This is a genomic window from Streptomyces sp. NPDC001700 (assembly GCF_053596435.1).
This window is the reverse complement of sequence record NZ_JBSFGE010000009.1, coordinates 96,133-115,915: the sequence shown is the minus strand read 5'-3', so window position 1 is coordinate 115,915 and position 19,783 is coordinate 96,133. Positions and strand designations below refer to the sequence as shown.

The following is a 19,783-nucleotide window of genomic DNA, read 5'->3' as shown; positions in this document are numbered from 1 at the left end:
CGAAAGCACGCGTGCGTGAAATCCCCCCACAATCGCACGAGGAGGATCCCTCGTCATGGCAGTACACAAGCAGCGCAACGCGCGTCGACTCACTCTGGCGATAGCCGCGGCGGGTGCCGTCACCGCCGGTGCCTTCGTGGCCGTCCCGGCCGGGGCCGCCACCGCGAAGCCCGCCGAGGGCACCGTCTACGGAACCCAGGCCACCAACGCCGTCGACGGCAGCTACATCGTCATGCTCAAGGGCGGACAGACCGTCAAGGCCGCCGCCGAGGGCAAGGACCTGGCCCAGAGTTACGGCGGCAAGGTGAGCCGCAGCTACGACTCGGCCGTCAACGGCTTCTCCGCCACCGGCCTCAGCGAGACCGAGGCCAAGCGGCTGGCCGCCGACCCGTCGGTGGCCAAGGTCGTCCAGAACCACCGGTACTCCATCAAGACCACCCAGGCGGACCCGCCGTCCTGGGGCCTGGACCGGATCGACCAGGACGACACCAAGGGCGACAAGAAGTACACCTACCCGGACAGCGCGGGTGAGGGTGTCACGGCGTACGTCATCGACACCGGTGTCCGCGCCACGCACAAGGACTTCGACGGCCGCGTCACCTCCGGCTTCGACGCCATCGACAACGACGATGACGCCGACGACGGCAACGGCCACGGCACCCATGTCGCGGGCACCATCGCCGGTACCGACCACGGCGTGGCCAAGAAGGCCAAGGTCGTGGGCGTCAGAGTCCTGGACGACCAGGGTTCGGGCACGACCGAGCAGGTCGTGGCCGGTATCGACTGGGTCACCAAGAATCACAAGGGCCCGTCCGTCGCCAACATGAGCCTCGGCGGCACCCCGGACGAGGCCCTGGACGCGGCCGTGCAGAAGGCCATCGACTCCGGTGTCACCTTCGGTGTCGCGGCGGGCAACGAGTCCGCCGACGCGAGCGGGAGTTCGCCCGCCCGGGTCGAGGACGCGATCACCGTCGCCTCCAGCACCGACGCCGACGAGCAGTCCGACTTCTCCAACTTCGGCAAGGTCGTCGACATCTACGCCCCCGGCTCGGACATCACCTCCGACTGGAACACCGGCGACGACGCCACCAACACCATCTCCGGTACGTCGATGGCCACCCCGCACGTCGTGGGCGCCGCCGCCGTCTACCTGAGTGGCCACCAGGACGCCAAGCCCGCCGACGTGGCGAAGGCGCTCACCGACGGTGCCACCGCCGACAAGATCTCCAACCCGAGCGAGGGCACCCCGAACAAGCTGCTGAAGGTCGTCGAGTAAGTCTCATAAGACGCACCTGACACACCCGGCCGCCGCGCCCACCCCACTGGACGCGGCGGCCGGTCGCATTCACCGGGTACCGCGAGCAACTGGCTGACGCCTGGGGCCCGTTGTCCGAGTCGGCTGATAGAACATCGCGCACAGCTGTTCGGACGCGGAGCCTCGGGAGCGCGATCTTGTCGTACGTGGAACACGCCCAGACCTTCTACGGATTGCCGGTGCTGACCGTGCCGCCGTACACCCCCGCCACGCTGCTGCCCGAGGCGGCTTCGGTCGCGTGGCGGCTCGAGGCCGGGCCGTACTCGAACGACGAGGACTACGAGGTCTGCTGGGACCGCTTCACCAGCACGGTGGAGCTGGAGAAGGTACGGGCGCTGGTCCTCGGCCACGGCCTGCACTACCTGCCCGACGAGAGGATCATCGACCTCAGCTCCCGGCTGACCGGACTCGAAGCGCTCTTTCTCGGCGATCTGGAGTACGAGGAAGAGATGATCTCCTCGATCGACCAGGCCGATGTCGGGCCCCTCCTGGCGGCGTTCCCCGGGCTGCGGGAGCTGGTCGTCCGGGGCGGAGAGGGGCTGGACTTCCCCGTGACGGGGCACGCGGGGCTGCGTTCGCTGCGCATCGAGTCCGGCGGGCTGCCGCCCGGCGCGGCGGCGCATATCGCCGCCGCCGACCTGCCCGCGCTGGAGCGATTGGAGCTGTGGCTCGGGGACGACAACTACGGGGGCGGCACCACGGTCGAGGAGCTGGCCCCGCTCCTCGCGGGCGACGGCAAGCCCGCCCTGCGCCACCTCGGGCTGCAGAACAGCCCGATCCAGGACGAGCTGGCCGCCGCGCTGGCCTCCGCACCGATCGTGCCGCAGCTCAGCTCGCTGAGCCTGGCCATGGGCACGCTCTCCGACGAGGGCGCGGCGGCGCTGCTGGCCGGGCAGTCGCTCACCCACCTCGACGCACTCGACCTGTCCCACCACTTCCTCAGCGACGCCATGATGGTGCGGATATGGACGTCGCTGGAGCCCGCGGGGGTCCGGGTGAATCTGCGCGGGAGGCAGGAGGCGGAAGCGAAGGAGGAGTGGGGAGGGGACGGTCGCTACATCGCGGTGGGCGAGTGAACCCTCCGACCCGCCGTGTGCCGTATCCACTCCGCTCCCGAAAGGCCCGCTATGTCGAACCGCTCCGCATCCCAGGACTCGGAGGAGCGCCGGATCACCCGCCTTCGGGTGGGACGTGAAACCTCCCGGCTGAAGCCCGACCGGCCGGTGCCCTTCGGGCATGTGCTGTACGCCGCGGCCACCCTGGAACGCACCCCCGCCGACATCGTGTCGTGGCTGACCGCACTGGGCTACGCCGACATCGAGCTGCCCGGCACCCCGCTGCCCGCCACGGTGGACCCGGGCGACGCGATGCTGCTCAAGGCGGATACGTACAACGTCTCGTGGCTCGACACCGGCAAGCCCGTGCCCCTGCGGGACCTCCTCGCCGTGGCGGGGCGGCAGGGCCGGAGTCCCGCCGATGCCGCCCGGCGGCTGACCGCCTTCGGCTACACGGTCCCGGCGGGCCATCCGCTGCCCGAGTCCCCGGACACCCGGGACATCATGCTGGTCCGGACGGCTTCCGGGGGCAGTGGCGAGTGGCTGGACTGGGGCGCGGAGGCTACGGCGCATCATGTGCTCCAGGTGGCCGTCACATTGCGGTGCAACCCGCACGCCGTCGCCACCCGGCTGACCGCGCTCGGCATCCGGCTGCCGTACACGCCGGAACCCGGGGACGAGCGGATTCTCGAACACCTCGGCGCGCCCCTCGGGCACATCCTCACCGTCGCCCAGGAGACCGGCCGCCGCCCGGCGGACATCGTCGCCCGCCTGGCCGAGCTGGGGGTCCGCCACCAGGGCGCCGTGCCGGACCCCTGGGACGCGGACGATCTGCGCGTCCTCAGCCAGGAACTCGACGGCCGACAGCCCTGGTTGGAGCGGAACACGGTCGTGGGAGTGCAGTTGCGGCACATCCTCCGCGCAGCGCTCGCCACCGGGCGCACCCCCGCGGACATCACCGCGCGGCTGGCCGTGCTCGGGCATTGGCTGCACGAGAACGCGCGGGTGCCCGCCGTCGCGAAAGAGGAGGACATCCGGCTGCTGGAGACGGTCGAGCGCTCGTACCTGGACGGCGTCCACCTGGAACACGTCCTGCACAGCGCGAGCCTGACCGGACGGAGCCCGGCCGATGTCGCGTCGCGGCTGACCGCCCTGGGCTACCGGCTCCCCGACGAGGTGGACTACCCGGAAGTGTGTGCCGCGCTCAGGCGGTGAGCAGGACCCGCCGTGCCGCGCGGGACTCGTCGTAGCGGGTCAGCAGCAGGCGGGCCAGCTCGGGGGCCGGGCCGAGGACGTCGGCCAGGGTGTCCGCGCCCGCCGCCTCCGCGCCGTGCGCGATGCGGTCGGGGAGGCGGCCGGGGGCGATGACGTACGGGGCCACGGCCACCCGTTCGACGCCCTCGGCGCGCAGGGCGCGGACCGCGTCCTCGGTGCGGGGCAGGGAAGCGGAGGCGAACGCGGGTCGCACGGCGCACCATCCGGTGTGCCGCCACTCCCGCGCGATTTCAGCGATCACCGCGATCGCCTCCGGGTCGGTGGAGCCCGCCGAGGCCAGGACGATGCCGGTCCGGTGCCGGTCGGCGGGGCTCAGCCCGGCCTCGCGCAGCCGCCGTTCCAGGGCGTCCACGAGCAGCGGGGAGGGGCCCAGGACCTCGGCCTGGCGGACGGTCAGGCGGGGGTGGCGGGCCGTGGCCTCGCGCAGGACCGCCGGGATGTCGGCCTTCGCGTGGAAGGCGCGGGTCAGCAGGAGGGGGAGGGCGACGACGTCGTCCGCCCCCTCCGCGGCGAGCCGGTCCACGACCTGGCCCACCCGTGGTGCGTTGAACTCCAGGAAGGACGCTTCCACGCGCAGCCCCGGCCGCAGCGACCGCACGCGCGCACACAGCGCGCCGACGGTCGCCGCGTGGCGGGGATCGCGGCTGCCGTGGGCGACGACGAGGAGGGTCGGGGGAGACATCATGGGGTCCGTTCGGGGGTGGTTCAGGGCGCGTTCGCCAGCAGGCCCCGGCTGCGCAGCACCCGGCGCTCGATCGGCGCGAAGATCAGCAGCTCGATGCCGATGCCGACGACGAGGATGAGCAGGATCGCGGCGAGGACGAGGGACATGTCCTGGTCGACGCGGGCCTGGTCGAGGAGCTGGCCGAGACCGGTGCCCAGGTCGGGGGAGGTCGCGATGAGTTCGGCGGCCATCAGGGAGCGCCAGGAGAACGCCCAGCCCTGCTTGAGCCCCGCGATGTAGCCGGGCAGCGCGGCCGGGAGCAGGATGTGCCGGATCCCGGCGATGCCGGTGGCGCCGATCGTACGGCCCGCGCGCAGGTACAGCGGCGGGATCCGGTCGACGCCGGAGACCAGGCCGTTGGCGATGGAGGGGACCGCGCCGAGCAGCACCACCGCGTAGATGGTGGAGTCGGTCAGCCCGAACCAGATGATCGCGGCCGGCACCCAGGCCACCGACGGCAGCGACTGCAGCCCGGACAGGATCGGGCCGATGGCCGCCCGTACGAACTTGACGCGCGCGACCAGCAGGCCCAGCGGTGTACCGATGACCAGCGACGCGGCGAAGCCGAGCGCGCCACGCGAGATGCTGTTCCACACGTAGCCCAGCAGCGTGCCGTCCAGCCACTTCTCCTGCAGCGAGTGGCCGACGTCGACCGGGCTGGGCAGCTGGTAGTGCGGCTTCAGCTCCAGGACGTAGGCGAGCTGCCACAGCCCCAGCACGATCACGATGGCGACGACCGGCGGCAGCACCTTGTCGAGCAGGATCCGGCTGACCGGCACCCGGTCCTTGGCCCGGGTTTCCAGGGCGTCCAGGCCCGCTTCGAGCCCCGCCAGCTGGTCGGGGGCGTCCTCGGCGTCGGCCGGGGTCTTTACGGAGGCGTCCTGCTGAGCCTCAGTGCTGGCCATGTCGGCGGATCTCCCCACGGAGCTGTTCGGTGATTTCGACGGACAGGTCGGCGACGGCCGCGTCCTCGATCCGGCGCGGCTGCGGCATCTCGACGTCCCACTCGCGGGCGACGCGGCCGGGCCGGGAGGACATCAGGACCACGCGCTGGGCGAGCCGCACCGCCTCGCGCACGTTGTGCGTGACGAAGAGGACGGAGAGGTTGGTCTCCCTCCAGATGCGGGTCAGCTCGTCGTGCAGCACATCGCGGGTGATGGCGTCGAGCGCGGCGAACGGCTCGTCCATCAGCAGCAGCCGGCTGTCCTGCGCCAGCGCGCGGGCCATCGCGACCCGCTGCCGCATACCGCCGGACAGCTCGTGCACCCGCTTGCCGTACGCGCCCTTCAGCCGCACCAGCTCCAGCAGCCGCTCGGCCTCGTCGCGCCGCTCGGCGCGCGGCACCCCGCGCATGCGCAGCGCGAGTTCGATGTTCTTGCCCGCGGTGAGCCACGGGAAGAGCGCGTGCTCCTGGAACATCAGGGCCGGGCGTCCGCCGGGGACGTCGATGCTGCCGCCGGACGGCTTGTCGAGACCGGCGACGAGATTGAGGAGCGTGGACTTGCCACACCCCGAGGCGCCCAGGAGACAGACGAACTCGCCTGGGGCGACATCGAGCGTGATGTCGTCCAGCACCAGCTGCTGCGCGCCGGGGCGGCCGAACGACTTCGACACGTGGTCGAAGCGCGCGGCATAGGTACCCGTGCCATTCTTCTCGACGGGCTTCTGGGTGAGCGTAGCGGTCATGGCCGTCACCTCCTGAGGACTGGGTTTGCTGACGGGACCCAAGGTTTCCGGGTCCTACTTGCTGCCGAGCCCGGCGGAGTCGACCTCCGGCTTGCCCTGGGCCTTGAGCACCTTGTTGAGCAGCGTGAGGTCGTAGATGTCCTTCAGCCGGGGGTTCTCCAGCAGACCTGCCTTGACCGCGTGCTGCGCCTCGTCCTGGAGCGTGGAGGCCAGCGGGTCGTTGGTGACGTCGATGTTCTTGAACGCCGGGTCGAGCACGTTGGGGGGCAGATCGCTGCCGGTGATCTGCTTCAGCGAGGCGTTGATGTCCTGGGCGGCCTTGTCCGGGTTGGCCTTGATCCAGTCGTTGGTCTTCACCGAGCCGCGCAGCACGGCCTCGACGACCTTCGGGTGCTCCTTGAGGAACTGCTTGGAGACGATCATGTTCGTGATGACGAACTTGCCGTCCTTCCACAGCTTCTTCTCGTCCAGCAGCTCCTTGCCGCCCTGCGAGACGATCTTGGACGCGGTCGGCTCGGGCACCCACGCGCCGTCGATGCCGCCCGTCTTGAAGGTCGTCGGGATTTCCTTGTTGTCCTGCCGGAGGACGTTCACATCGCCCTTGCCGGTCTGTGCGTCGACCTTGTAGCCCTTCTCGGCAAGGTAGTTGAGAAGGGCCACGTCCTGCGTGTTGCCCTTCTGCGGTGTCGCGATGGTCTTGCCCTTGAGGTCATCGACGGACTTGATCTTGTCGGGGTTGACCACGAGCGATACGCCACCGGAGGTCGAACCCGAGATGATCTTGAGGTTCTGGCCGCCGGACTTGGTGTAGCCGTTGATGGCGGGGGACGGGCCGATCCAGCCGATGTCGATGGACTTCGCGTTGAGCGCCTCGATCTCGGAGGGGCCCGCGTTGAAGATGAACGGCTTGACCTTCGTGCCGCCCAGCTCCTTCTGGATCAGACCTTCCTGGCGGTCGACCATCGGGGTGGCGTGGGTGACGTTGGCGAAGTAGCCGACCTTCACGTCGTCGAGGCCGTCGACCTTCTTGCCCTTCGCGGCGACCTTCGGTCCGTCGTCGGTCTTCTTCGAGCCGTAGCCGCAGGCGCCGAGCGAGCCGATCAGCAGCGGGAGGACGGCGGAGGCCGCCAGCAGGCGGGTGGTACGGCGGCGCGATCGGGATATCGCGCGGGGAGCGGCAGACGGCACGGGAGGTGTTCCTCTCGGAGGGCCGGGCGGCCCGATGTCAGGGGACGCCCGGCAGTTCAGACGGTCTTCGGGGGGAGTGGTGCGAAAGAGCGGGGAGGGCGCGCGTCAGCGCACACATCGCCCGACTCCGCCCTGACCACTGCCCAGGGCGCCGCTGCCTACGCGGCCGCCCTCCTTCGCGAACGTCGAGAACACCTCACCGGCCATCGTCAGAAGTCCCAGCCCTCGTCGTCGCCCGTGGCCTCGCCGTCCGCCGCCGGTGCCTGCTCGGCGAACGAGTCGCCCGCCATGCCCGCGGTGAGCGTCGTGCCGTCCGCCGGGTCGATCAGCAGGAAGGACCCGGTGCGGCGGGAGGCGGCGTACGCGTCCAGCGCCAGCGGCTCCGACGTCCGCAGGACGACCCGGCCGATGTCGTTGGCGGCCAGCTCGCCCGGCGCCGGGTGGTGCGACAGATCGGCCAGCGTCAGCCGGGACGGGATGTCCTTGACGATCGCCTTCACGGTCCGGGTGGTGTGCTTGAGCAGCACCCGGTCCCCGACCCGCAGCGGCTGGTCGTGGAGGTGGCAGACGGTCGCCTCGACGTCCTGGGTGGGGGCGGGCGCGTGGGCGCTCGGGGCGAGCACGTCGCCGCGCGAGATGTCGAGGTCGTCGGCGAGCCGGATCGTCACCGACTGCGGCGCCCAGGCCAGGTCGGCGGACTGGCCCAGCGCGTCGATCTCGGTGATGGTGCTCGTACGGCCGGACGGCAGCACCGTCACCTCGTCCCCGACCCGCAGCACACCGGAGGCCACCTGGCCCGCGTAGCCGCGGTAGTCGGGGTGCTCGGCGCTCTGCGGACGGATCACGAACTGCACCGGGAAGCGCGCCGGGTCCTGCGACGGGTCGATGCCCACCGGCACCGTCTCCAGGTGCTCCAGCACCGTCGGGCCGCCGTACCAGTCCATGTTCGCGGACGCGGTCACCACGTTGTCCCCGGCCAGCGCCGAGATCGGGATCGCGGTGATCTCGGGGACGCCCAGCGAGGCCGCGTACGTCGTGAACTCCTCGGCTATCGCGGCGAACACCGGCTCCGCGTAATCCACCAGGTCCATCTTGTTGACGGCGAGGACCACATGCGGGACCCGCAGCAGTGCGGCGACCGCGGCGTGCCGCCGGGTCTGCTCCACCACGCCGTTGCGCGCGTCCACCAGGACGACCGCAAGCTCCGCGGTGGAGGCGCCGGTGACCATGTTGCGGGTGTACTGCACATGGCCCGGGGTGTCGGCGAGGATGAACCGCCGCCGCGGGGTGGCGAAGTAGCGGTACGCGACATCGATGGTGATGCCCTGCTCGCGCTCCGCCCGCAGCCCGTCGGTCAGCAGCGCCAGGTCCGGCGCCTCCTGGCCACGGCTGCGGGAGGCGTGCTCGACCGCCTCCAGCTGGTCGGCCAGAACCGACTTGGAGTCGTGCAGCAGCCGCCCGACCAGGGTCGACTTGCCGTCGTCCACCGAACCGGCGGTCGCGAAGCGCAGCTGGGAGGAGGCCGCGGACTGCTCCACCGCGGTCACCACGGCCTGTTCCTCGGCACTGAGATTGCTCGTCATGGCTAGAAGTACCCCTCGCGCTTCCGGTCCTCCATCGCGGCTTCCGACAGCTTGTCGTCGGCGCGCGTCGCGCCCCGCTCGGTCAGCCGGGACGCGGCGATCTCGTCGATGACCTGCTCGATCGTGACCGCGTCCGACTCGACGGCACCGGTGCAGGACATGTCGCCCACCGTGCGGTAGCGCACCTGGACCCGCTCCACCGTCTCGTCGTCCTTCGGGCCGCCCCAGTCACCGGGGGCCAGCCACATGCCGGCGCGCCGGAACACCTCGCGCTCGTGCGCGTAGTAGATCTGCGGAAGCTCGATCTTCTCGCGCTCGATGTACTGCCACACGTCCAGCTCGGTCCAGTTGGACAGCGGGAACACCCGGACGTGCTCACCGGGGGAGTGGCGGCCGTTGTACAGCTGCCACAGCTCGGGGCGCTGACGGCGCGGGTCCCAGCCGCCGAACTCGTCCCGCAGCGAGAACACCCGCTCCTTGGCGCGCGCCTTCTCCTCGTCCCGACGGCCGCCCCCGAAGACCGCGTCGAAGCGGCCCTTCTCGATGGCGTCCAGCAGCGGCACGGTCTGCAGCGGGTTGCGGGTGCCGTCCGGGCGCTCGCGCAGCCGCCCGTCGTCGATGAACTCCTGCACCGACGCCACGTGCAGCCGCAGCCCGTGCTCGGCGACCGTGCGGTCCCGGTACTCGATGACCTCGGGGAAGTTGTGCCCGGTGTCCACGTGCAGCAGCGAGAACGGCACCGGCGCGGGCGCGAAGGCCTTGAGCGCCAGGTGCAGCATGACGATGGAGTCCTTGCCGCCGGAGAACAGGATCACCGGCCGCTCGAACTCCCCCGCCACCTCGCGGAAGATGTGCACCGCCTCGGATTCCAGTGCGTCCAGGTGGGAGAGCGCGTAGAGGTCGCCCTCGTCCGAACCGGACCCGGTTCCATTGATCGGAGCCACGGTCGTCATGCCAGTCCCCTCTCGCTCAGAAGTGTCCGGAGTGCGGCTGCCGACTCCTGCACGCCCTGCTCGTGTGCCGCGATCCGCAGATCCGGGTCGGCCGGGGCCTCGTACGGGTCGTCCACCCCGGTCAGCCCCTTGATCTCGCCCGCCGCCTGCTTCGCGTACAGCCCCTTGACGTCGCGCTCGGAGCACACCTCGACCGGCGTCGCGACATGCACCTCGACGTACGCGGTGCCCTCGGTCTGGTGGCGCTTGCGCACCGCCTCCCGGCTGTCCGCGAACGGCGCGATCACCGGCACCAGCACCTTGACCCCGTTGGAGGCCAGCAGCTCGGCGACGAAGCCGATCCGCTGCACATTGGTGTGCCGGTCCTCGCGCGAGAAGCCGAGCCCGGCGGAGAGGAACTCGCGTATCTCGTCGCCGTCCAGCACCTCCACCCGGTGGCCCTCGCTGCGCAGCCGCTCCGCGAGCGCGTACGCGATCGTCGTCTTTCCGGCGCTCGGCAGACCGGTCAGCCACACGGTGGCCCCGGTGTGTATCGGCGCGCTCATCTCGTTCTCCTGGTCGACAGCCATCAGCCGTGCAGTCCGCATTCCGTCTTGTTGCTCCCCGCCCAGCGGCCCGACCGGGCGTCCTCGCCCTCCAGCACCCGACGGGTGCAGGGCGCGCAGCCGACGGAAGGATATCCGTCCATGAGCAGGGGGTTGGTCAGTACACCCTGTTCGGTGACGTACGTGTCCACGTCCGCCTGAGTCCAGCGCGCTATCGGCGATATCTTCACCTTTTGCCGTCGGTTGTCCCAGCTCACGACCGGTGTGTCGGCGCGGGACGGGGACTCGTCGCGGCGCAGTCCGGTGGCCCACGCGTCGTACGCCTTCAACCCCTCCTCAAGCGGCTGTACCTTGCGCAGCGCGCAGCACAGGTCGGGGTTCCGGTCGTGCAGCTTCGGTCCGTGCTCGGCGTCCTGCTCGGCCACTGTCTGACGCGGCGTCAGGCTGATGACGTTGACGTCCATCACGGCCGCCACCGCGTCCCGGGTGCCGATGGTCTCCGGGAAGTGGTATCCGGTGTCGAGGAACACCACGTCGACACCGGGGAACACCCGGGAGGCGAGATGGGCCACCACCGCGTCCTCCATCGAGGAGGTGACGCAGAACCGCGGCCCGAACGTGTCGGCCGCCCAGCGCAGGATGTCGAGCGCCGGGGCGTCCTCAAGGTCGCGGCCCGCCTGGGTGGCGAGCGCTTCGAGGTCGGTGTGCTGCTGAAGCTGGGTCATTTCGCTGTGTCCCCTTCTCCGGCTTGGTCGCGCCGCAAGCCCTTGGCGAGCAGCCCGAGGAACGCCAGACGGAACGCCCGATTGCAGGACGCGCATTCCCAGGACCCGTGGCCCTCCTCGGAGGGCCGCAGGTCCTCGTCCCCGCAGTACGGGCAGTAGAACGGCGCGGCGCGCTCGCTCATTTGAGAGCATCCTCACTGGCGCGACCGGCCCAGGTGGCGAACCGCTCGCCCTCCTCGCGCTCCTCCTCGAAGCGGCGCAGGACGCGCTCGACGTAGTCGGGCAGTTCGTCGGCGGTCACCTTCAGACCGCGCACCTTGCGGCCGAAGCCCGGCTCCAGGCCCAGCGCGCCGCCCAGGTGCACCTGGTAGCCCTCGACCTGCTCGCCGTTGTCGTCCATGACCAGCTGGCCCTTGAGGCCGATGTCCGCGACCTGGATGCGGGCGCAGGCGTTGGGGCAGCCGTTGAGGTTGATGGTGAGCGGCTCGTTGAACTCGGGCAGCCGCCGCTCCAGCTCGTCGATGAGCCAGGAGCCGCGCCCCTTGGTCTCGACGATCGCGAGCTTGCAGAACTCGATGCCGGTGCAGGCCATCGTGCCGCGCCGGAACGGGGACGGCTTGACCTGGAGGTCCAGCGCCTCCAGCCCGGAGACCAGCGACTCGACCTGCTCCTCGGTCACATCGAGCACGATCATCTTCTGCTCGACGGTGGTGGTCAGCCGCCCGGAGCCATGGGCCTCGGCCAGGTCGGCGATCTTGGTGAGGGTGGTGCCGTCCACCCGGCCGACGCGCGGGGCGAAGCCGACGTAGAAGCGGCCGTCCTGCTGGCGGTGGACGCCGATGTGGTCACGCCACCGCTGGACGGGGTCGGCGGGCGCCGGGCCGTCGGACAGCGGGCGCTTGAGGTACTCGTCCTCCAGCACCTGGCGGAACTTCTCGGGGCCCCAGTCGGCGACCAGGAACTTCAGCCGGGCGCGGGTGCGCAGCCGCCGGTAGCCGTAGTCGCGGAAGATCCCGACGACTCCGGCCCAGACCTCCGGGACGTCCTCCAGCGGCACCCAGGCGCCGAGCCGGACGCCGATCTTGGGGTTGGTGGACAGCCCGCCGCCGACCCACAGGTCGAAGCCGGGGCCGTGTTCGGGGTGGCGCACACCGACGAACGCGACGTCGTTGATCTCGTGCACGACGTCGAGCACCGGGGAGCCGGAGACCGCGGTCTTGAACTTGCGCGGCAGGTTGGAGAACTCCTTGCTGCCGATGTAGCGCCGGTGGATCTCGTCGATGGCGGAGGTGCCGTCGATGATCTCGTCCTCGGCGATCCCGGCGACCGGGGAGCCGATGATCACGCGGGGGGTGTCGCCGCACGCCTCGGTGGTGGACAGACCGACCGCTTCCAGCCGCTTCCAGATCTCGGGCACGTCCTCGATCCGGATCCAGTGGTACTGGACGTTCTGCCGGTCGGTGATGTCGGCGGTGCCGCGCGCGAACTCCTGCGAGATCTCGCCGACGACCCGCAGCTGCTCGGTGGTCAGCCGCCCGCCGTCGATCCGGACCCGCATCATGAAGTGCTCGTCGTCCAGCTCCTCCGGCTCCAGGATGGCGGTCTTGCCGCCGTCGATCCCGGGCTTGCGCTGGGTGTACAGACCCCACCAGCGCATCCGGCCGCGCAGGTCGGCGCCGTCGATGGAGTCGAAACCGCGATGGGCGTAGATCGTCTCAATGCGTGTCCGCACATTGAGACCGTCGTCGTCCTTCTTGGTCTGCTCGTTGCCGTTTAGCGGGGTGAAGTGACCCGCGGCCCACTGGCCTTCGCCGCGATGGCGTCCGGCCTTGCGGCGGGGCGTGGCTGCTGCGCGTTCCGGTGTGGCGGGCATGGCGGTGGTGTCCTTCTGAGCGGCTCGGTGCGGCGGATGATCTCGCGCGCACGCTCTGACCTGCGCAGGAGCGCAGGCGGGCACGGCGCTGCGGCGAATACCGGTGCGGGTGGTTACGACGGGGAAAGTGTCGAGGCGTGCGCGCTCGCCCACGTCATCGGGGGCGGCGGGAAGTGCGGTGGGGGCTGTCCGGGGGCCGGTACGGGCCCTGCTGAGTGCGCCCTGCTGAGTGCGTCAGCTCGCCGGACAGATCGCGCTGGACATGCGGCCGAGGTCGACGTGGCGTCGACTCACCAAGGCAATTCCAGCTCGAGACATGAGGGAAGCGTGGCACGCGCATCTTCGGCGAGTCCACCGTTGTCCACTATCCGGACGTCTCAGTCTCGTTCTGTGGGATGGTGTGGTGTTGGTCACCCCTCCGCCCCGGTCGTGACCTCCGCTTCGGTCCTGACGTCGAAGACCTTGAAGCCCCGGCGGCGGTAGTTGTCGAGCGCGTACGGCCCGTCCTTGCTGCACGTGTGCACCCACAGCCGCTTGGTCGGCGGCCTGCCGGGCCAGCGCTCGGCCAGGTCCCAGGCGCGGCGGGCGCCCCAGGTCAGCAGGTGCCCGCCGATGCGGCGGCCCCGGAAGGCGGGCAGCAGCCCGAAGTACGAGATCTCCACGACGCCCGCGTCCTGCGGGTCCAGCTCGATGTACCCGGCCGGGGTGCCGCGCTCGTACGCGACCCACGTCTCCATCCCGGGCCGGTCCAGGAACTCCAGCCACCGCTCGTGCGACCACTCCAGCCGGTCGGTCCAGTCGTTGTCCGAGCCGACCGCCGTGTAGAGGAAGCGGCTGAACGCCGGGCTCGGCACCTCGGCCCGGACGATCCGCACCCCCGCCTCGGCCCCGGGCTCCCGCGCCGGGCTGACGTCGGCGGACGCGGTCTGCTCCAGGGACCAGGTGGTCACGTCGATGGTCATGGGGAAAGCCAACCATGGATGCGGCCGTGGTGGGGGTGAGGGGTGCGCCGTGCAACGCGACGCAACCTTTGCCCTCCGGCGCGCCGGGCGCGGACACTGTCCGCAGCGGGCGGAGGGCGGTGCCGAGTCGGCGCGGCGTCCCCTCCGCCGACGCGTTCCGGCCGTGTGAGCCGGTGAGCGTGCAGGCCGCGCCGTACGTGACGGATACGGTTGGGGCGTGCAGCCAGCAGAAGACATCCCCAAGCCGTCCGGGCGGCTGAACAAGGCCCGCGCCATGTACCGCAATGTGTCCAAGCGCAGGATGGCCTGGCTGCTTCTCAAGGACACCATCAACTCCTGCATGGAGTACCGGGTCACCGGCCTCGCCGCCGAGGCCGCCTTCTTCACCCTGCTGTCGCTGCCGCCGCTGCTGCTCGGCCTCATCGGGCTGCTCGGCTACTTCGACGCGTGGACCGACACCGGCACGGTCGCCACCATCCGGCAGAACATCCTCGACGCGTCGGGCACCGTGCTCTCCGACCAGGGCGTCAAGGAGATCGCCCGGCCGCTCCTGGACGACGTCATCGAGGGCGGCCGCCCCGACGTCATCTCGCTGGGCTTCGGCATCGCGCTGTGGTCCGGCTCGCGCGCGGTGAACGTGTTCGTGGACACCATCACCATCATGTACGGGCTGGAGGGGCGCCGCGGGATCGTCCAGACCCGGCTGCTCGCCTTCCTCCTCTACCTGGTGGCCCTCATCATCGGGGCGGTGGCGCTGCCGCTGATGGTCATCGGCCCGGAGACCTTCGTGGACCTGGTGCCGTCCAGCGCCACCCTCGTACGGTTCCTGTACTGGCCCACCGTGATCCTGCTGTCCGTCGCCTTCCTCACCACGCTGTACCACGTGTCGGTGCCGGTGCGCTCGGCGTGGCGGGAGGACATCCCGGGGGCGCTCGTGGCGCTCACCATGTGGGTGCTCGGCAGCTTCTTTCTGCGGCTCTACCTCATCCACACCGTGGAGGGCCCGACGATCTACGGCTCGCTGGCGGCGCCCGTCGCCGTCCTGCTGTGGATCGGTGTGTCCGCCTTCGCCGTGCTCGTCGGCGCGGCCGTCAACGCCGCGATCGACCGGGTGTGGCCCTCGGTGGCCACCGCCGCGGGCCGCGCCCAGCGGGCGGCCTGGACCCGGGAACAGGCCGCCTTCGAGCGCGCCCGGGACCAGCGCACGGCCGACGACGGCTCCGCCGAGATCAGCCCGCCGTCGGAGTTCCCCGAGCGCTGGGCCCAGTTCCTGCCCCACGCGGACATACGGAGTCGGCTGCACCACCCCGGCAAGCGCGAGCCGAAGCGGGCGGAGGCTCCCGACCCCAAGTCCCCCGACCCCAAGTCCCCCGAGCCCCAGCCCGCCGAGGTGCGGAACTCCGAGGCCAGGCACCCGGAACCCCGCCACCCCGAGGTCAGCGCCGCGGAGGACGGCGCCACGCGGGACGGGGCACCCCCGGTGTAAAACCCGTCGCGCCCCGTATCGGCGGTCGCCGATACTTCGGCGCATGGTTCACTTCTCCGACTTCGACACCCGCGGATACCGCATGGTCGACGTCGCCACCGGCTATGGACAGTGGGTCGAGACCTACGAGCAGACCGTCGAGGACGTGATGGACCTCGCCCTCCTCGACGACCTCACCGAACCCCGCTGGCCCTCCGTCCGCCGCGCCGCCGACCTCGGCTGCGGCACCGGCCGCACCGCCGCCTGGCTGCGCCGCAACGGGGTGGCCGCCACCATCGACGGCGTCGACCTCACCCCTGAGATGCTCGCCCGCGCCCGCGCACGTGGCGCCCACGACCGCCTCACCGAAGGCGACGTCCGCGCCACCGGCCTCGACACGGGCGCGTACGACCTGGTCATCGCCTCGCTCATCGACGAACACCTGCCCGAGCTGCGCCCGTTCTACGACGAGGCCTGGCGCATCGCGGAGCCCGGCGCGGCGTGCGTGGTGGTGGCGTTCCACCCGCACTTCATCATGACGACGGGCATGCCGACCCACTTCACCAGCGACACCGGTGAGTCGGTGGCCATCAGCACCCATGTCCACTTGCTCAGCGAACACATCACGGCGGGCCTGGGCGCGGGCTGGACACTCGCCGAGATGCGGGAGGGCGTGGTGGACGAGCGCTGGCTCGCGGTCAAGCCGAAGTGGGAGCGATTCCGCCACCACCCGGTGTCGGTGGCGATGGTGTGGCGGAAGGGCACTTGACCTGGGCATATGCCGCTTCGGGACTACTGCAATCGGGGTGTATGGTCAGGCGCGCTTGGTGATCAAGGGTGTCCTGTCCCCGTAACTCCGCTCCCGCAGAGGGGTCTTGTGAGCAGTGCAAGGCGCGTTTCCGTCGTCATGGCTACCGCAGTCGTATTCGTCATGACACTTGCGTCGGCGGCTTCAGCCGCACCCTCGCAGTGGATGTGGTGAGCCGAGAAGCGCCCGCAACCGCTCCGCCTCGGCGCCCGCTCCCAGGCGCTCGTACAGGGTGATCGCCCGCCCGCCGTGGTGGCGGGCGCTCTCCTCGTCGGCGGCGGACAGCGCGGTGCGGGCCAGGCCCGCGAGCGCGTGGGCGCGGCCGAGCGGGAAGCCGGTGTCCTCGGCCAGGGCCAGCGCCTGCCGGTAGACCTCCGTGGCGGTGGCGAGGTGGCCCGAGCGGTGGTGGGCGTCGGCCGTGCCGATGAGCGCCCGCTGCCGTTCGTACGCGTTGTCGATGCTGCGGGCCGCCCGCTCCGCCAGGGCGAAGTGGCGCAACGCCTCGTCCGTGCGGCCGCTTTCGGCGTACGCGGTCCCCATGCTGATCAGCACGTTCGCCTCGCCGAGGGTGTCCCCGCCCGCCCGGTGGCTCTCCAGGGCGCGCCGGAAACACCGCAGCGCCAGGGCGGTGTTCCCGGTGGCCTGGTGGACGGCGCCGAGGTTGGTGTCGAGGATGGCCAGCTCCTGACGGCCGCCGAACTGCCGCACGAGGACGAGGGAGCGTTCGTAGTGTTCGCGGGCGTCGTCGTAGCGCCCTTGGAGGAACTGCAGCTCGCCCAGGTTGTTGAGCGCCTTGGCCTGCCCGGGGAGGTTGCCGAGCGCTTCGTGGACGCTGAGCATGACCCGTACCCGCTCCAGCGCCTCGCCGTACCGGCCCGCGAAGTGCAGCGCCGCGCCCTGGATGTTGAGGCAGTCCGCCTCCCCGCCTCGGTCGCCGACCTGCCGGTAGCGTGCGATGGCCCGGTCCAGGACCCGCAGGGCCGTTTCGCCGTGGCCCGCGGCGAGATGGGCGCGCCCGGACTGGAGGAGCGCGTCGGCGCAGCCGTGCGGGTCGCCGAGGCCACGGAAGAGGATCAGGGCTTCGGTGGCGCAGCCCTGGGCCTCGTCGTGGCGCTTCTGGGCCAGCACCTCCGCGCGTTCCACCAGGGTTCTGGCGAGGGCGGGCCGGTCGTCGCGGGTGCGCAGGACGGTCAGGGCGGCGCCGTACAGCTCGGTGGCGATGTCCCATGTCCCCCAGGTCTTCAGCGCGTTGGCGAGGATGTGCGGGAAGAGGGCGGCGTACGAAGGGGACCGGCCGGGCGCGGTGCGGGCCGCGGCCAGCAGGTTGGCCCGTTCGAGGGTGAGCCACACGACCGCCTCGTCGGCGTCGGCGAACTCGGGCGCGTACGGGGACTCCTGGAGCGGACCGGGCGGCGGGGGCCGACGGTGCGGATGGACGAGGCGGTCGGCGCGGTGCGCGGCGGTGAGGTGGTAGCCGAGCAGCCGCTCGACGGCCTCGTGGCGGGCGGATTCGGGCTCCTCCCGGGCGCATATCTGGAGGCCGAACGCGCGGCCGAGGTCGTGGAACCGGTAGCGGTCCTGCACGGATTCCTCCAGCAGATGGCTGTCCAGCAGCTCTTCGACCACCCGCCGGATCCGCGCGGGGCCCGTTCCGGCGAGCGCGGTGGCCGCGCGGAGGGTGATGTCGGGGCCGGTGTGCAGGGCGAGCCTGCGGAACAACCGCTGGGCGGGGGCGCTGAGTTCGGCGTACGAGAGCTGGAAGGCCGAGGCCACCGCGGGGTCGAACTCGTCCAGCGGGTCGGTGGCCTCCGCCAGCAGGTCGAGGAGATGGTGCAGATCCCAGGCGTCCCGGTGCCGGAAGCGGCTGGCGAGCAACTGGACGGCAAGGGGGTGGCAGCCGCACGCGGCCACCACCTGCCGCAGCGCCTCGGCGTCGGAGGCGGACGGGGCGGCGGCGAGCCGGGCGGGGCCCGCGATCCGGGTGAAGAGCGCGATGGCCTCCGCTTCGGAGAGGACGTCCAGATGGAGCGAGGTGGCGCCGTTCAGCCCGACCAGCCGGTTGCGGCTGGTGACGATCGCGCGGCAGTCGGGGGAGCCCGGCAGCAGCGGGCCGACCTGGGCGGCGTCCCGGGCGTTGTCGAGGATGACGAGCACCCGGTGGCGCGCGGTCCAGGCCCGCCACCGGGCCGCGCGCTGGTCGAGCGAGTCGGGGAGCGGGCCGGGCGCGCCGGACGCGTGCAGCAGGACCGCGAGCGCCTCGGCGGGGTCGCAGGGCTGCTGTCCGCCGTAGGCGTGGAGGTCCACGTAGAACTGCCCGGCCGGATACGCGCCGCTCAGCCCGTTCGCGGCGCGTATGGCGAGCGCCGTCTTGCCGACGCCGGGCATGCCGTGGATGAGGGTGAGGGGCAGCCAGCCGTCGTCCCCGTCGTCCCCATCGTCCCCGTCGTCCCCGGCGGTCGTGGTGGCCGGGGTGGCGGCACAGGCGGCCAGCAGGATGCGCAGTTCGCTCGTCCGCCCGGTGAACTCCCGGACGTCACGCGGAAGGGTGTTGCCGGGCTCGCGCACCGCCGGGGGCGGCGCGTGGGGCGCCATGGGGGGCGCCAGCGGGGGCGCTGCCGGGCTGTCGGCGTCCATCAGCGCACGGTCCTGATCGAGGATGCGCTGATGCAGTTCGCGCAGTTCCGCCCCGGGTTCGATGCCCTGCTCCTTGCGCAGCAGCCGCCGGGTGTCCCGGTAGACCATGAGCGCCTCGTCGTCCCGTCCGCAGCGGTAGAGCGCCAGCATCAGGGAGGCGATCACCTTCTGGGCGTACGGGTTCTGCGCGGCCAGCTCGCGCAGCTCGCCGATGAGATCCGCGTGCTGCCCCAACTCCAGCTGCAGCCGGATGCGTTGCTCCCGTACCCGCCGGTGGTCCTCGACCAGCCGGGTGCGGGCCGCCGCCGCCCAGGCCCCGGTGAACTCCGTCAGCGGCTCGCCCCGCCACAGCTCCTCGGCGGCCCGCAGCAGCCCCACGGCCCGTTCCCGCTCGCCGCGCGCTCCCGCCGCGCCCGCCTCGTTGCGCAGCCGCTGGAAGCACAGCAGATCGATGTCCTCCGGAGCGGCCCGCAGCCGGTACAGCCGGGGGGACGGCCGCTCGACCCCGGCCCGGTCCCCGATGGCCTCGCCGAGCCGTCCGCGAATCCGGGACAGATAGCTCTGCAGCGTGTCCAGGCCGCTCGGCGGCGGCTCACCGTCCCAGACCCGCTCCATCAGCGTGTCCGCGGTGACCGGCTCGCCACGGGCGTGGACCAGCACGGCGAGCACACAGCGCTCTTTCACCGAGCCGAGCGTGTGGCGGCGCTCGCGATGCCATAGTTCGAGGGGTCCCAGAGCAAGAAGTTTCACCGACGGCCCCCGATGGGTGTGCTTCTTCCCGCCGTTCCGGCGGCCCGCGCACGTTCGTACGGCACTCACTTCACTTTTGCCGTGAAGTCGGGGGTTGCGGACAGAGGCGCACGGGTGCGTGGCGGGCGCACGTCCTTGACCCTGTGATCAGCTCGTTCGGCACCGCAGGCGGCGTGCAGGAAATCTGCAACCCCCGCATCCAGTCCCCAGGGCACCCCCTCCTCCGGCGGCCGACCGGGTCG

Annotated in this window: 17 protein-coding genes; 5 read left to right on the top strand and 12 right to left on the bottom strand. The window is 71.3% G+C overall.

What is annotated here, in order from left to right; genetic code table 11:
- The first annotated feature begins 55 nt into the window (after positions 1-55).
- The 3 genes from ACWC5C_RS18900 to ACWC5C_RS18890 all read left to right on the top strand — a co-directional run bounded on the left by ACWC5C_RS18900 (position 56) and on the right by ACWC5C_RS18890 (position 3,585).
- Complete coding sequence (locus tag ACWC5C_RS18900; protein ID WP_450876603.1) at positions 56-1,276, top strand: S8 family peptidase; 1,221 nt, start codon at positions 56-58, stop codon at positions 1,274-1,276.
- A 185-nt stretch (positions 1,277-1,461) separates the two neighbouring features.
- A complete protein-coding gene (locus tag ACWC5C_RS18895) occupies positions 1,462-2,391 on the top strand; it encodes an STM4015 family protein (RefSeq protein WP_450876969.1) in 930 nt (309 codons plus the stop codon).
- Positions 2,392-2,499: 108 nt separating this feature from the next.
- Positions 2,500-3,585 carry a wHTH domain-containing protein gene (locus ACWC5C_RS18890; RefSeq protein WP_450876601.1) on the top strand — a complete coding sequence of 362 codons (1,086 nt, stop codon included), beginning with the start codon at positions 2,500-2,502 and terminating at the stop codon, positions 3,583-3,585.
- On the opposite strand, the gene ACWC5C_RS18885 is transcribed toward ACWC5C_RS18890, so the two are convergent.
- From ACWC5C_RS18885 to ACWC5C_RS18835, 11 genes are all read right to left on the bottom strand, one after another.
- Positions 3,575-4,327, bottom strand: coding sequence for a sirohydrochlorin chelatase (locus ACWC5C_RS18885; protein ID WP_450876599.1), 753 nt, complete (start codon positions 4,325-4,327; stop codon positions 3,575-3,577). The two genes, ACWC5C_RS18890 and ACWC5C_RS18885, sit on opposite strands and share 11 nt — an antisense overlap.
- 23 nt (positions 4,328-4,350) lie before the next feature.
- Positions 4,351-5,274 (bottom strand): ABC transporter permease, encoded by a 924-nt coding sequence (locus tag ACWC5C_RS18880; RefSeq protein ID WP_450876597.1) that lies wholly within the window; start codon positions 5,272-5,274, stop codon positions 4,351-4,353.
- Positions 5,261-6,055 carry an ABC transporter ATP-binding protein gene (locus ACWC5C_RS18875; RefSeq protein ID WP_385445026.1) on the bottom strand — a complete coding sequence of 265 codons (795 nt, stop codon included), beginning with the start codon at positions 6,053-6,055 and terminating at the stop codon, positions 5,261-5,263. The genes ACWC5C_RS18880 and ACWC5C_RS18875 overlap by 14 nt, the downstream gene beginning before the upstream one ends.
- A 54-nt stretch (positions 6,056-6,109) precedes the next feature.
- Positions 6,110-7,243 carry an aliphatic sulfonate ABC transporter substrate-binding protein gene (locus tag ACWC5C_RS18870; RefSeq protein ID WP_450876594.1) on the bottom strand — a complete coding sequence of 378 codons (1,134 nt, stop codon included), beginning with the start codon at positions 7,241-7,243 and terminating at the stop codon, positions 6,110-6,112.
- Between the two features lie 209 nt (positions 7,244-7,452).
- Positions 7,453-8,826: a sulfate adenylyltransferase subunit 1 gene (locus ACWC5C_RS18865; protein WP_385445030.1), complete on the bottom strand. Its 1,374-nt coding sequence runs from the start codon at positions 8,824-8,826 to the stop codon at positions 7,453-7,455.
- Positions 8,827-8,828: 2 nt separating this feature from the next.
- Positions 8,829-9,779: a sulfate adenylyltransferase subunit CysD gene (cysD, locus tag ACWC5C_RS18860; protein ID WP_450876592.1), complete on the bottom strand. Its 951-nt coding sequence runs from the start codon at positions 9,777-9,779 to the stop codon at positions 8,829-8,831.
- Positions 9,776-10,348 (bottom strand): adenylyl-sulfate kinase, encoded by a 573-nt coding sequence (gene cysC, locus ACWC5C_RS18855; RefSeq protein WP_385445034.1) that lies wholly within the window; start codon positions 10,346-10,348, stop codon positions 9,776-9,778. Before cysC ends, cysD begins: the two co-directional genes overlap by 4 nt.
- Positions 10,348-11,049 carry a phosphoadenylyl-sulfate reductase gene (locus ACWC5C_RS18850; RefSeq protein WP_450876590.1) on the bottom strand — a complete coding sequence of 234 codons (702 nt, stop codon included), beginning with the start codon at positions 11,047-11,049 and terminating at the stop codon, positions 10,348-10,350. The genes cysC and ACWC5C_RS18850 overlap by 1 nt, the downstream gene beginning before the upstream one ends.
- On the bottom strand, positions 11,046-11,231 hold the full coding sequence (locus ACWC5C_RS18845) for a hypothetical protein (RefSeq protein ID WP_450876588.1): 186 nt from the start codon (positions 11,229-11,231) through the stop codon (positions 11,046-11,048). The genes ACWC5C_RS18850 and ACWC5C_RS18845 overlap by 4 nt, the downstream gene beginning before the upstream one ends.
- The gene (locus tag ACWC5C_RS18840) at positions 11,228-12,922 is read right to left on the bottom strand and encodes a nitrite/sulfite reductase (RefSeq protein ID WP_450876586.1); all 1,695 of its coding nucleotides are present in this window, start codon (positions 12,920-12,922) and stop codon (positions 11,228-11,230) included. Before ACWC5C_RS18840 ends, ACWC5C_RS18845 begins: the two co-directional genes overlap by 4 nt.
- A gap of 410 nt (positions 12,923-13,332) precedes the next feature.
- On the bottom strand, positions 13,333-13,884 hold the full coding sequence (locus ACWC5C_RS18835) for a GNAT family N-acetyltransferase (protein WP_450876584.1): 552 nt from the start codon (positions 13,882-13,884) through the stop codon (positions 13,333-13,335).
- 217 nt (positions 13,885-14,101) lie between these two features.
- Here ACWC5C_RS18835 and ACWC5C_RS18830 point away from each other — a divergent pair, with 217 nt between their 5' ends.
- Entirely contained in the window at positions 14,102-15,370 is a 1,269-nt protein-coding gene (locus tag ACWC5C_RS18830) for a YihY/virulence factor BrkB family protein (RefSeq protein WP_450876582.1), read from the top strand.
- A 43-nt stretch (positions 15,371-15,413) separates the two neighbouring features.
- Positions 15,414-16,118, top strand: a complete 705-nt coding sequence (locus ACWC5C_RS18825) for a class I SAM-dependent DNA methyltransferase (protein WP_450876580.1) — start codon at positions 15,414-15,416, stop codon at positions 16,116-16,118.
- 183 nt (positions 16,119-16,301) lie between these two features.
- On the opposite strand, the gene ACWC5C_RS18820 is transcribed toward ACWC5C_RS18825, so the two are convergent.
- Positions 16,302-19,475, bottom strand: coding sequence for a BTAD domain-containing putative transcriptional regulator (locus ACWC5C_RS18820; protein WP_450876578.1), 3,174 nt, complete (start codon positions 19,473-19,475; stop codon positions 16,302-16,304).
- Between the last annotated feature and the right edge of the window lie 308 nt (positions 19,476-19,783).

Coding starts and splice junctions, on each gene's coding strand:
- ACWC5C_RS18900 (WP_450876603.1), top strand. CDS start 56: ATGGCAGTACACAAGCAGCGCAACGCGCGTCGACTCACTCTGGCGATA.
- ACWC5C_RS18885 (WP_450876599.1), bottom strand. CDS start 4,327: ATGTCTCCCCCGACCCTCCTCGTCGTCGCCCACGGCAGCCGCGATCCC.
- ACWC5C_RS18880 (WP_450876597.1), bottom strand. CDS start 5,274: ATGGCCAGCACTGAGGCTCAGCAGGACGCCTCCGTAAAGACCCCGGCC.
- ACWC5C_RS18875 (WP_385445026.1), bottom strand. CDS start 6,055: ATGACCGCTACGCTCACCCAGAAGCCCGTCGAGAAGAATGGCACGGGT.
- ACWC5C_RS18865 (WP_385445030.1), bottom strand. CDS start 8,826: ATGACGAGCAATCTCAGTGCCGAGGAACAGGCCGTGGTGACCGCGGTG.
- cysD (WP_450876592.1), bottom strand. CDS start 9,779: ATGACGACCGTGGCTCCGATCAATGGAACCGGGTCCGGTTCGGACGAG.
- cysC (WP_385445034.1), bottom strand. CDS start 10,348: ATGGCTGTCGACCAGGAGAACGAGATGAGCGCGCCGATACACACCGGG.
- ACWC5C_RS18850 (WP_450876590.1), bottom strand. CDS start 11,049: ATGACCCAGCTTCAGCAGCACACCGACCTCGAAGCGCTCGCCACCCAG.
- ACWC5C_RS18845 (WP_450876588.1), bottom strand. CDS start 11,231: ATGAGCGAGCGCGCCGCGCCGTTCTACTGCCCGTACTGCGGGGACGAG.
- ACWC5C_RS18840 (WP_450876586.1), bottom strand. CDS start 12,922: ATGCCCGCCACACCGGAACGCGCAGCAGCCACGCCCCGCCGCAAGGCC.
- ACWC5C_RS18835 (WP_450876584.1), bottom strand. CDS start 13,884: ATGACCATCGACGTGACCACCTGGTCCCTGGAGCAGACCGCGTCCGCC.
- ACWC5C_RS18825 (WP_450876580.1), top strand. CDS start 15,414: ATGGTTCACTTCTCCGACTTCGACACCCGCGGATACCGCATGGTCGAC.